At 53.6% G+C, this 12,497-nt stretch carries 11 protein-coding genes and 1 CRISPR repeat array (1 of these 12 only partly in view); of the genes, 7 read left to right on the top strand and 4 right to left on the bottom strand.

Features of this window, described 5'->3' with window-relative positions:
• Position 1 precedes the first annotated feature (1 nt).
• The 3 genes from ahpC to C557_RS24455 all read right to left on the bottom strand — a co-directional run bounded on the left by ahpC (position 2) and on the right by C557_RS24455 (position 2,629).
• Positions 2–565, bottom strand: coding sequence for an alkyl hydroperoxide reductase subunit C (gene ahpC / locus C557_RS0110235; RefSeq protein ID WP_018751773.1), 564 nt, complete (start codon positions 563–565; stop codon positions 2–4).
• Between the two features lie 823 nt (positions 566–1,388).
• Positions 1,389–2,225 carry a YitT family protein gene (locus C557_RS0110240; protein WP_026263404.1) on the bottom strand — a complete coding sequence of 279 codons (837 nt, stop codon included), beginning with the start codon at positions 2,223–2,225 and terminating at the stop codon, positions 1,389–1,391.
• 218 nt (positions 2,226–2,443) lie between these two features.
• A complete protein-coding gene (locus C557_RS24455; RefSeq protein WP_083930112.1) occupies positions 2,444–2,629 on the bottom strand; it encodes an immunity protein Imm33 domain-containing protein in 186 nt (61 codons plus the stop codon).
• Positions 2,630–2,710: 81 nt separating this feature from the next.
• Here C557_RS24455 and C557_RS0110250 point away from each other — a divergent pair, with 81 nt between their 5' ends.
• The 7 genes from C557_RS0110250 (at position 2,711) to C557_RS0110280 (ending at position 10,647) form a co-directional block, all read left to right on the top strand.
• Entirely contained in the window at positions 2,711–3,709 is a 999-nt protein-coding gene (locus C557_RS0110250; RefSeq protein ID WP_018751776.1) for a beta-ketoacyl-ACP synthase III, read from the top strand.
• Positions 3,699–5,138, top strand: a complete 1,440-nt coding sequence (locus tag C557_RS0110255) for an ATP-grasp domain-containing protein (protein ID WP_018751777.1) — start codon at positions 3,699–3,701, stop codon at positions 5,136–5,138. The genes C557_RS0110250 and C557_RS0110255 overlap by 11 nt, the downstream gene beginning before the upstream one ends.
• Entirely contained in the window at positions 5,135–6,127 is a 993-nt protein-coding gene (locus C557_RS0110260) for an NAD-dependent epimerase/dehydratase family protein (protein ID WP_018751778.1), read from the top strand. The genes C557_RS0110255 and C557_RS0110260 overlap by 4 nt, the downstream gene beginning before the upstream one ends.
• A complete protein-coding gene (locus tag C557_RS0110265; RefSeq protein ID WP_018751779.1) occupies positions 6,121–7,023 on the top strand; it encodes an MBL fold metallo-hydrolase in 903 nt (300 codons plus the stop codon). Before C557_RS0110260 ends, C557_RS0110265 begins: the two co-directional genes overlap by 7 nt.
• On the top strand, positions 7,020–8,447 hold the full coding sequence (locus tag C557_RS0110270) for a F390 synthetase-related protein (RefSeq protein WP_018751780.1): 1,428 nt from the start codon (positions 7,020–7,022) through the stop codon (positions 8,445–8,447). The genes C557_RS0110265 and C557_RS0110270 overlap by 4 nt, the downstream gene beginning before the upstream one ends.
• Positions 8,435–9,712 (top strand): hypothetical protein, encoded by a 1,278-nt coding sequence (locus C557_RS0110275; RefSeq protein WP_040676713.1) that lies wholly within the window; start codon positions 8,435–8,437, stop codon positions 9,710–9,712. Before C557_RS0110270 ends, C557_RS0110275 begins: the two co-directional genes overlap by 13 nt.
• A gap of 65 nt (positions 9,713–9,777) precedes the next feature.
• Positions 9,778–10,647, top strand: a complete 870-nt coding sequence (locus C557_RS0110280) for an SDR family oxidoreductase (RefSeq protein WP_018751782.1) — start codon at positions 9,778–9,780, stop codon at positions 10,645–10,647.
• A 36-nt stretch (positions 10,648–10,683) separates the two neighbouring features.
• Here C557_RS0110280 and C557_RS0110285 read toward each other — a convergent pair whose 3' ends face one another.
• A complete protein-coding gene (locus C557_RS0110285) occupies positions 10,684–11,016 on the bottom strand; it encodes a hypothetical protein (protein ID WP_018751783.1) in 333 nt (110 codons plus the stop codon).
• Positions 11,017–11,134: 118 nt separating this feature from the next.
• Positions 11,135–12,497: a CRISPR direct-repeat array (repeat unit 32 nt; unit sequence ATTTCAATCCACGCACCCGCGTGGGGTGCGAC) (it continues 612 nt past the right edge of the window).

The following is a 12,497-nucleotide window of genomic DNA, read 5'->3' on the forward strand; positions in this document are numbered from 1 at the left end:
CTTAAATTTTGCCAACTAGGTCAAGGCTTGGCTTCAGCGTTTCGCCGCCCTCTTTCCATTTTGCCGGGCATACTTCCCCTGGATGATTATGAACATATTGAGCAGCCTTGATCTTGTCGACCAATGTACTGGCATCGCGGCCGATGCCGCCAGCCGTAATTTCGATCGCTTGAATCACACCGTTCGGGTCAATGATGAATGTACCGCGGTCAGCCATGCCGTCTTCTTCAATCAGTACGTCGAAGTTGCGGGAGATGACGTGGGATGGGTCACCAATCATAATGTAAGTTACTTTGCCAATAGCTTCAGAGCTATCATGCCATGCTTTATGAACATAGTGAGAATCAGTGGATACCGAATATACTTCAACACCAAGTTCTTGCAGCGTTGCGTATTGATCCTGGAGATCCTCCAGTTCAGTAGGGCATACAAAGGTGAAGTCGGCAGGGTAGAAGCACACGACGCTCCATTTCCCCTTAAAGTTCTCCTCGGATACCTCGATGAACTTCCCATTGTGATAGGCAGATGCGTTAAACGGCAATACTTCTTTTCCAATCAAAGACATAAAATAAACTCTCCTTTCGGAACATTTGGTTTTTTGTTTATAATCATTATATTATACCAATGATTATCGTTATCAACATATTTCATCAACTCTTCATCTAAGTATTTACAGAAAAGCCTGCTTTCGTACATACAATTTTCATATTTTTACTTAAAGTTTGGGTTCAAAAGGTTGGGGTTGCAGGGCCAAAGCTTATGCTTTCGATGTGCGTTTTTAAACGCTTAAGCTCTGATGAAGCTAGGGAATGAGTAGCGGAGCTACACGTTTACGGAGAAACGGCTGTGGAAGCAGAGGGACGTGAGCAACTCCAAACCTCTATCGCCCTTTAGCATGAAATCTTCAGATTGTTGAGAAAGTTGGTTTTCCGTACATCTCGGATAGAAAAGCCCTTTAGCTTATAAGGGTTCTTCTCCGTATAAATGGTACGTTACGCCCTTTCTCAACAGTCTGAAATCTTCCTGCTAATTCGCCTGTATTTCATCAATTATTATATATAGCTGGAAATCCTGATGTTAATTTTATGCTTTCTCCCAAAAATTGACCATTTCACAAAAATTAACATGAGGAAATCCCTATAAACCTCCGGTTTTGGCGGATATGGGCGATTTAGTGGGAGTTTTTCCTGATAATAGGAGAGGAAAGTCCCCGAATAAAACCCGGTAACTAGTGGTAAGAGCTTGGGAACTCGATAAGAGCCTGGCCACCGGCGGTTTTTAGCTAGTTTTGGCATACTTGCAATTCAATGCGCCTCGCAGGTCTTGCTTGCTAATGGTTAACCGCTAATTTTTAGCTTATTTTTAGATTGAGCCGGTTATTCTTCAATCTATTTAGAAATGTCCAAAAATCCTTCGCCAAAGACGTCGCGCACATCATGGATGGTAAGGAACGCTGCGGTGTCAATTGACCTAACAATCCTTTTCAATGTAGACACCTCTTGCTTGCTAATCACAATATAGAGGACTTCCTTCTGCTTCTTCGTGTAATAACCATGACCTGACAGAACCGTTACACCGCGATCCATCTGTGTAATGACCATCTCAGCGATACGGTCCTGCTTCTCGGAAATAATCATGACTGCCTTCTTGGGATTCAGCCCCTCAATCATAAAATCCATGACCTTGGTGCCGACGTACAAGCAAACAATCGTCAGCATCAGCTTCTCTGCCCCAATAATGAAGTAAGACGAGAAAGCAACAATCAGATCGAAGAACAACAGCCCATAGCTAATATTCCAGTCAAGGTATTTATTCGTAATTCTCGCGAGGATGACGGTTCCCGCCGTTGTTCCCCCGACACGTACGATCAAGCCGATGCCGACCCCGATTATTACGCCAGCAAATACGGCGTTAATCGTGGGCTCCTGCGAGTTGATTGTCCATCCTTCTGTTACATGCAGAAATAATGAGTTGAAGGCAACGGCAATAATGGTATACAGCGTGGTTTGCCGATCCAGAAATTTATATCCAACGATAAGCAGCAGTCCATTAAGCACGATGTTGACAATGGATGGTGACCACTGGAATAAGTAATACAGAATAATCGTGACCCCGGTCACGCCACCCTCTCCGAATTCATTCGGGATGATGAATAGATTGACAGCCAGCGCGAACAGGAAGGCCCCCAATATAATCGTTGCGATATCCGCTAATCTCTTTTTCACCATGATCATGATCCTCTCTAAGCAAGTCTCCCCGCCAGGATTGGCAAGCACCTGAACTCTTTGCAAGCCATTACGGCCCTGAGCCAAGCCACTCCTCACGGAAGTTACGAGTACCCCGCAACCAGATCATAGTATCCACTTCATTATATAAAGTCAATATGACTTTGACACTTTACTTCGCTATCCCATTCATACGGAAAAGGACTTCTCGGCTCTGGTTAATCCTCGAGTCCATCCCACTCGGTATCCAGCACCAGCACATCGTCTTCATTGCGGATATAGGCCGTACCCGGCGGCGATTTAAGGAATGGAATGATATCCTGGTCATAATTGCAAATCGTGTTCACCAAATATACTCCGTGCTGACCTGCTACCCAGGACCTTTGATCGTTGTATTTGAGCAGCGAATTCTATAGGCTAGGATTAAAGCATCAATTGCCCGGGATATGCTTCCGGACACAGCCAGAGCACGGGAGAGGATCAACATGCAAGATCGTAAAATAAAAATATTAGGCACGGGGAAATACTTGCCCAGCCGCATTGTAACAGATGAGGAATTGGACCAAAGGTTAGGTGTACAGCCAGGTTGGGTGCATAAGATGACTGACGTTGGATTCAGGCATTATGCCACCGACGAAGAAACGGCCTCATTTATGGGCGCCAGAGCAGCGGAGACCGCGCTAAAAAGTGCCGGGCTGCGCTTCGAGGATATTGATTGCCTGGTCTGCACCAGCGGAACCAAGGAGCAGCCGCTGCCGTCTACGGCGGTATGGATACAGCGGGCAATGGGCCAGGATATGTCCGGCGTGCCGGCGTTCGATATCGATGCGACCTGCCTGAGCTTCCTTGCTGGACTGGACGTGATGTCCTACATGGTTCATGCCGGAAGATACCGCAATGTGCTGCTCGTGGCCACAGAAATTGCCTCTGTCGGCTTGAACTGGAAGGACAAAGAAAGTGCTGCCTTATTTGGGGACGGCGCTGCGGCGGTTGTTATCGGACCCGCCGGAGAGCAAGAAGCTGCGCGTATCCGCCAGGCCTCACTCCGAACCTACAGCAAAGGGGCGCACTATTCCGAAATTCCCGGAGGGGGAACCAAATACCACCCAAATCAACCGATTCCGGTGGAGGACCCTTTCAAATTCCACATGGATGGCCAAGGCATCTTCCGTCTGGCCTCCAAGCTGCTACCCGGGTTCGTTGATGAGCTGCTTGGCGGCTCACATATAAATATGAAGGAATTTAAGGTCGTTATTCCCCATCAGGGAAGTGCCATGGCCATGCGACTGCTGCAAAAGAAGCTGGGCATTGCTCCCGCTCAATTTATGAATATTACGCCAGGCCACGGCAACACCATTGCCGCTTCCATTCCGATGGGACTGCATGAGGCAATTCAGCAGCAGCGGCTGCATCGTGGTGATCCCCTGCTCCTGATCGGCACGGCTGCCGGTCTCACACTGGGAGGCATGGTTCTTGATTATTAATCAGGACGGTAAGTGGAACCCTGAAGATTCAGCACAACTACAGAGCGGGCAGCGAATTCTGATCACTGGAGGGAGGGCACCGGTTGCTCTTGAACTGGCCCGGCTCTTGCATCGTGCCGGGCATACCGTGTACGTGGCGGAAAGTCTGGACTATTATCTATGCCGCAGCTCTAACGTGGTGGAGGGTTCAGCCGTCCTGCCTGCCCCAAGGCCACATACGCAAGCCTTTCTGGCCGAACTGGAGCGGCTGGTCATTCAGTGGCGCATCGATTTGCTGATACCAACCTGTGAGGAAATTTTCTATGTCGCCCAAGGGCTGAAGCAACTACGGCCCTTTTGCCGGGTGTTGTGCCCAGAGCTTGCGGTATTGCACCGCCTCCATCACAAAGCTGAATTTATACACTGGGCCGCCGAGCTTGGGTTTCAAGTTCCCGCTACGGCACTACTTGAAGATGAAGCCGCATGGAGAGACGTGGAGGAACAGGGGATTGGGGCTAAGGCTAGAAATAGAGTGGGAAGCGTCAATACTCCCGCTTCTTCCTTGCCTGTTGACCCAGTCATGGACCTGATGGACCTGAGCCAGTCGGCTTCTCTCATGTCGCTGCCGCTAGTATTCAAGCCTGTCTACTCGCGGTTTGCCTCGCGGGTGATTTTGCCGGAGAGAAAAGGGCAGAACCAATATGACGAAAGAAGTCTCTGGACGGGTAAGCAACAAGATACGAGGTTAGGGCAGGTTCGGAGATTAAGCAAAAAGGCAGCCCGCTACCGGGCCGAGGCTATACGTGAGCTGTCTCCTTCCAGACCATGGGTCGCTCAGGAGTTCATAGCGGGCCAAGCCTGGTGTAGCTACAGCATCGTACATGAAGGCAAGCTGATTGCCCATGCCGCCTATGCTTGTCATTACCGCACAGGGCAGTCCGGGGCCTGCGTTCATTTCCAGCAAGCGGAGCAGCCCGCTGTATTGGATTGGGTGAAGCGCTTCACGGCCAAGATCGGGTATACAGGCCAAATCAGCTTCGACTTCATCCTGGCCGAGAATGGCACGCTGTACCCGATTGAATGTAACCCCCGCGCTACCAGCGGGGTGCATCTGTTTGAGGTAGCGGATGGACTGGCAGAAGCCTTGACCCAGTCGGATATAGTGGCCCTCTCGGGCCGCGTCGTGATGCCGAGGGCTGGATCAGCGGCGATGATCCAGCTGGCCATGCTGGGCAGCGGCTTCAAGCATGTCCGTGGAGTGCGGACATGGCGTCGATGGATGGGGGCACTGCGCGGAGCACGCGATGTCATCCGCCGCCCTGAAGACCCTGGACCCTTTACGGAGCAGCTTCGTATGATGTATGCCATATGGCAGCGGAGCAGGCGGCTGGGAATTACCGTCACCCAAGCCTTGACCGAAGATATTGAATGGAATGGTGATTCAAAATGACAAAGGTACTGATCACTGGAGCAACCGGATTTCTGGGAGGACATGCGGCCCGCAGACTAGCGCGAATGGGCTGGGAGGTATACGCCATGGGCCGTTCCCTCGATGCCGGGGAAAAACTGAAGCGGGACGGCATCCGCTTTATAGAAGCGGACTTACGGGACGCGGCTGCGGTGGAACAAGCCTGTGCTGGACAGGAGGTTGTCCTGCATTGCGGCGCTCTATCCGCGCCATGGGGACCTTACCGCAGCTTTTACGAATGTAATGTAGAAGCTACGCGTCACGTGCTGGCAGGCTGTCGCAAGCACGAAGTTTCGCGGCTCGTCCACATCTCCACGCCAAGCGTGCTGTTCGATTATCATCCGCGCCGATCCGTCCGCGAGGATGCTCCGCTGCCCCAGCGGCCCGCTAACGCCTACGCCGCTACCAAGCTGCTGGCGGAGCAAGAGGTGCTGTCCGCCTGCCAAGACGGAGTGCCGGCATTGATCCTGCGCCCGCGGGCTATTTTTGGCCCGCAGGATCGGTCGCTCTTCCCCCGGCTGCTGGAAGCCAACGCCCAAGGAGGCGTTCCGATGATTGGCGAGGGTCAGGCCAGCATTGACCTGACCTATGTTGATAATGTCGTGGACGCCATGGTCCTCGGCTGTCAGGCCGGGCCGGAAGCGCTCGGACGAGCTTATCATATCTCGAACGGGGAAGCGTACACCTTCCGCGAGCTGATGGAGAAGCTATTTGCCATGCTGGCCATCCCTCTGCAGACACGGAAGCTTCCCTACAAAGTAGCCTATAGTCTAGCTGCGTTGCTGGAGTTAGTCTACTCCGCGCTCCCCCTGAAGGGTGAGCCTCCATTGACGCGCTATACCGTTGGTTCCATAGGCGTGACGCATACACTCGACATCTCGCTGGCTCGCCAGTATCTTGGCTATACGCCACAGGTTTCTGTCGAAGAAGGCTTGCGCCGCTTTGCCGATTGGTGGGTGAAGTCATGCTGACCTCCCTTCCCATTAAGCTGATGATTCGCTCAGCCGGCTATTGCGTGCATCCGGAATGGCTGACGCTGAAGGGCGGAAGCTTGCGGCCTGTACCGTTCCCGGCAGGCTTTGCTTGCCTGCTGCATCCGATGCACGGGCCAATCCTGTTCGATACGGGCTACAGTAGCCGCTTTTTTCGGGAGACGGCCACGCTGCCAAGCGCGTTGTACCGCTACATTACCCCGGTGCATTTCCGGGAGGAGGATAGCGCAGCGGCTCAGCTTGGACAAGCAGGCATCGCCCCGGAGGACGTGCGTTACATCATCCTCTCCCACTTCCATGCCGACCATATCGGGGGCGCAAAGGACTACCCGAACGCCCGCTTCATTTACCTGGACAAGGCCTATGCCGCTGTTCGCGGGCTTGGCAGGTTGGCCCGGGTGAAGGCAGGCTTTCTGCCGGGGCTCCTGCCAGAGGACTTCGCAGAGCGTTCGCTTCCGGTGAGCGAAGCATCTGGGAGCCGTGGGCTGGACGGCGCCATCAAGCCCGCAGCTCCCTGGGCTGCTTCGTTTAGCCCGGGAGCCCCGTTTGCGCCCGAAGCGGTCTATGACTTGCTGGGCGACGGAAGCGTGCTGGCCGTAGAGCTATCCGGCCATGCCGCCGGGATGATCGGTGTGTTCATCTCCACCACCGCCCACGATTATTTGCTATGCGCGGACACGGTCTGGTCGAGTCGGGCATTTCTGGAGCAGCGCCCACCCCATCCAGCCGCCGGGCTAATCATGTCCGACAGGCTGGACTATAAGCATAGCTTCGAGCGTCTGCAAGCGCTAAGGGCATGGCATCCAGCTTTGCGCATTGTTCCCAGTCATTGCCGAAGCGTTTTGGACAACTGGGGAAAGGGAGTGCTGGAATGAAGCTGCATCAAGTCATTTATCATTACCTCAGAACAAAATATCTGGAGAAGCGGTTCACCCAAATAAATGCTAAGTTATCTTCCGGGCGGGCCGTACATGGTCACCAATCTTCTTCTAGCCCTGCGAATCTAAATCCCCAGCCCACTGCCGATCAAGCAACATTCCTGCGGGATCGCCTGACGCGCTGGCAGGAGAAGCAGGTCATTCGCCATGTGAAGTGGGTGCGTCAGTCTTCGCCTTTTTATCGAAAATGGTGGAATGATCTGCCTGCCGACGATTGGCGCAGCTTCCCCATCATTGAGAAATCCGGCATGATGGAGCACTTCGATGAGCTGAATACAGTTGGCATCCGCCGCGAGGAAGCATTGGAACTGGCCGCCCGCGCGGAGCAGACCCGGGATTTCAAGCCATTGTTGAGCGGCGTGACCATCGGGCTGTCCTCCGGGACGTCGGGCAACCGGGGACTGTTTGTGTTGAGTGCTCGGGAACAGGCTGCTTGGAGTGGGACCGTACTAGCCAAAATGCTGCCGGGCGGGCTGCTGCAACAAGAGAAGATCGCTTTTTTCCTACGTGCCAACAGTAATCTATACGAGTCCGTCCAGCGCGGACGCTTGCAGTTTCAATATTTTGACATGCTGGAGCCTATAAAGCGTCTGATCCAACGGCTGGAGGATTATCGTCCTGGCATCTGGATCGCTCCTCCCTCCATACTGCGCCTGCTGGCTGAGGCCGTTGTCTCCGGCAGACTTACTACGCGACCACACAAGTTGATCTCGGTAGCAGAGGTGCTGGATCCACTCGACCGCAGATATATTGAGTTGGCCCTTGGTCTGTCTGTGCATCAGGCTTACCAGTGTACAGAAGGCTTTTTGGGCTACACCTGCGAGCATGGCACACTGCATTTGAATGAGGATCTGGTTCTGGTGGAGAAGGAGTACCTGGATGCCGAATCCCGTCGCTTCGTGCCGATTATTACGGACTTCTCCAGAACCTCACAGCCGATTGTCCGCTACCGACTGAACGATATTTTGACCGAAGCGGCGGAGCCTTGTCCCTGCGGTCTGATCTACACAGCTATTGAACGGATTGAGGGCCGTTGCGATGATATCCTCTATCTGCCACATATCGTGAGCGGCCAACCTGTGCCCGTGTTCCCGGACTTCGTTAGCCGTGCGGTCATTGGGGCTTCACCCAACATCGAGCATTACCACGTGGTCCAAACCGGGGCGGAGCAGTTCACCATCGGGCTGATGCTGCGCGCCGGGCGAGAGCTGGATGCGACATTGGAGGCAGCTATCCGGGGGGAGCTTGGTGGCCTATGTGATCGGCTGGGCTGCAAGCTGCCGAAGCTGGCTTTTTCCCCATATAATGTTGTCCCTGGACTAACGAAGCTGCGACGGGTAGAGAGGAGATGGCAGATGTGAGTGGCGAGACAGGGATTAGTTTTTACGACAAGACTAATATCTCTGACCTGGAATGGCCGGATACGGCATACGGGCAGTATGCCAAAAACTATCTGCTGCCACTCCTGCTTACCCCCTCGGTGGAACAGTATATAGATAATGTGCGCACCCGTCTGCTGATGGTCACTCTGGATGGGGTACCGCTGCCGGTGACCGTCAATGACGAGGAGTACGGCAATTCCTATGTCTGCTCCCCTTACACCCACTTTGTGACGTATGCGCGCGAAGAATTGGTTTTGCTCGGGAACCGCCCCGTCGAGATTATGCTTGGCGGCCTACTCAGCGGGATGGGCTGGATGCTGCGGCGTGTCCATTTTAACCGGGTGGTTCAGGTAAACAATTGGCTGGTATCTACAAACCTCCTCCCGCCTGTGCCGCCGGAACGACTGAAGCAGCTTGTTGAGGTATTGCAGCAGCGTTACCCTAAGCATGTGGTGATCTGCCGCTCGCTGAACGAAGCGACGACCGGGCCCTACCTGACGGTGCTGCGCGAACAAGGCTGCAAGCTGATCCCCAGTCGACAAATTTATTTGCTGCATGGCTCAGGACACCAAACGGCTATGTCAGGGGATGCTGATGAGCGGGCTAACGGAAGGACGAACCAGCCAATTTCTCTTGAGAACGGGGCCACAAGCGCCGGATATCCTATTTCCCTTCCCCCTGTCCCTGCCAAAGCCCGCTGGCTGGTGAAGCGCGACCGGGCATTGATCGCGAAGCAAGGATACATTGTGTGCGATCCCAGGGAGATAGGCTATGAGGATACAGCGCGCATTAAGGAACTGTACGATATGTTATACATTGACAAGTATTCACCCTGCAATCCACAATTAAATGAAAGGTTCATCCGCACAGCCATCGCTACAGGAACGTTGGAACTGCACGGACTACGCAAAAACGGCCGGCTGGATGCGATTCTTGGCTTCTTCAGCCGAGATGGAATAATGACTGCTCCCCTCTTCGGCTATGATACCTCCCAGCCCCAAAAGCTGGGCCTGTACCGTATGCTGTCTGCGGTATTGATCGGAATTGCCGAAGAACGCAGCTTGCTGCTTCACGAGAGCTCCGGAGTAGGACAGTTCAAGCGCAACCGCGGAGCGGTGGCTGAACTGGAAGTGATGGCCGTGTATGACAGGCACCTACCGCTGGGTGTCCGTGTATGTTGGACATTGCTGGAGAAGCTTTTGTACAGCATAGGTGTACCGATAATTCAGCGGCTGAAGCTATGAACCAGGCGGCTGATGCCCCACAACTTCGTCCCTGACTTTCAGATTTTCAAGAAGGAGAGATTTTGATGATGGCTGCAGGTCTGATCTCTAATGGACAACCTCTCGTTGCACTCATCACCGGAGCCTCCAGCGGCTTTGGCCTGTTGACGGCCATAGCGCTGGCCCGGCAGGGCTATCAGGTTGTCGCCACAATGCGCGATCCCGGCAAAGCCGGAGAACTGCTGGAGCTGGCGCAGAAGGAACAAGTCGCTGATGCGGTGATACCAATGCGGCTGGATGTCACCGACCGTGAGTCCATTAGCCAAGCCGTGGAAGAGGTCATGGCCCGGTTCGGCCGGATTGATCTGCTGGTGAATAACGCAGGCTTGGCCGTGGGTGGATACATCGAGGAATTATCGCTGGAGGATTGGCGACAGCAGATGGAGACTAACTTCTTTGGTGTTGTCGCCATGACCAAGGCTGTTCTCCCACAAATGCGGGAGCGCCGATCAGGCTGCATTATTAATGTGGGCAGCGTTAGCGGCAGAGTTGGCTTTCCGGGATACGGTCCTTACGCCGCGTCCAAATTCGCCGTCGAAGGCTACAGTGAAAGCCTGCGCCATGAGATGTCTCCTTACGGCGTACGGGTCGTGCTGGTGGAACCGGGGGCTTTTCGCACAGCGATCTGGCATAAGGGCCTGGCTCGAATCGTCAGCCACGAGAGCTCGCCTTACCGCGAGCGACTGGAGTCTGTGCTGCGTTACTCCAGGCTTGCCGGGCAGCAGGCCCCCGATCCCGGACAAGTGGCTAACTTAATAGCCCGCATTGCCGCCAAACGTTCCCCCCGCCTACGTTACCCGGTCGGCCAGGGTGCAAAAGCTATGCTTTGGGGGAAGGAACATCTGCCTTGGAAGTGGCTGGAGTGGGTTGTGGCACAGGCGCTGAAATTGAAATAGATATTTTCAGAGACTACGTTTCAATCAACAATAACACTATTCCAATGAGTTCAGCGGGTAGACCTTGATACAATCCTCTAGCTTGGCTACTTCATCCGTACTGATATAGATCTCAGCACAATGCAGCAGATCATTGTTTAAAATAGGATGCTCCCTAAAGCATTCTAGCACCCTTAAATAATCACGCTCAGCATTCATGCAGCTCAGCCAGATTCCTATGCTATGGTTAGAATCATTCAAATAATCATAGCCTTGGTACATAATACTATTATCCGTATAAGCCTCCACGGTATCCGGCAAAACATACCGTATATCCAAATCGGGATTCCTCATCAGCACAGGATTCAATCTAACAATAATCGTCTGCATGGCTTCCCCATTCTCCCTTCTCCCTCACGAAAAAAAATCTGCTATACTGCATTTCAATTAAGCACTCGCGTGGGGTGCGACTTATCTCGCTTTTAATCGCTCAAGCTCTCCCTGAGCGATTTCAATTCACGCACTCGCGTGGGGTGCGACTGGCGGCGGCCTTACGCGGGGAGGGATATGCAAATATTTCAATCCACGCACCCGCGTGGGGTGCGACCTTGGGCCGTATCCATGGATGCTATCTTGAGTGATATTTCAATCCACGCACCCGCGTGGGGTGCGACATTTTAGACTTCCCATTAAATCCTCGAATTTTTGGATTTCAATCCACGCACCCGCGTGGGGTGCGACAAGGGGCAGCAAGGATTATGGAATTGGGACGGTGATATTTCAATCCACGCACCCGCGTGGGGTGCGACAAGCCAGACCACAAGCGCCGGACCTTAAAGCGTGATTTCAATCCACGCACCCGCGTGGGGTGCGACGGGTTCTGCCAAGTGAGTCGGGGATGCCCTCGATTATTTCAATCCACGCACCCGCGTGGGGTGCGACATTCCGTGGCCCTAGTGCTGCATAAGACCCATATTGCATTTCAATCCACGCACCCGCGTGGGGTGCGACTTGAAGCCGCCCTTTGTGTAGATCGCTTGCAGGATTTCAATCCACGCACCCGCGTGGGGTGCGACCGTATCGGCGATATTACGTGACGGCAGTTCGGGTGATTTCAATCCACGCACCCGCGTGGGGTGCGACGATAGAAGCAAGAAGAGAACAGCGGGCACACCAAATTTCAATCCACGCACCCGCGTGGGGTGCGACGACAGGTTTCGGCGCAGTAACGTGATGATCTTCTGTATTTCAATCCACGCACCCGCGTGGGGTGCGACACGGCTGTATCGCGGGCGCGTAGCAATATCGAGCAGGATTTCAATCCACGCACCCGCGTGGGGTGCGACTACCAACGCGACCAGGCTAAATTTAAAAAAACTTATTTCAATCCACGCACCCGCGTGGGGTGCGACTGCTGATTGACATACTCGCGAGTTGCATATATGGCAATTTCAATCCACGCACCCGCGTGGGGTGCGACTGGGCAACCTCGTTGTATTCGTCTTCGATGTAGATATTTCAATCCACGCACCCGCGTGGGGTGCGACTGTACACGACGCATCACCCTGCGTGGGATGCCAAATTTCAATCCACGCACCCGCGTGGGGTGCGACATTCGGGCATTAATCATGCTATCTCCAGAAGCTTATTTCAATCCACGCACCCGCGTGGGGTGCGACCAAGATTTAAGATCCTGGAGCGTCGCTATCAGTTTATTTCAATCCACGCACCCGCGTGGGGTGCGACGAGTGGCGGAGGCGTTGCAGCGGGTAAGCGTGGTTATTTCAATCCACGCACCCGCGTGGGGTGCGACGAGCAGCCGAAAGGCTACTGTATTTGATATCAAAAAATTTCAATCCACGCACCCGCGT

The organism is Paenibacillus sanguinis 2301083 = DSM 16941 (assembly GCF_000374825.1).
In the GTDB taxonomy this organism is placed as follows: Bacteria; Bacillota; Bacilli; order Paenibacillales; family Paenibacillaceae; genus Fontibacillus; species Fontibacillus sanguinis.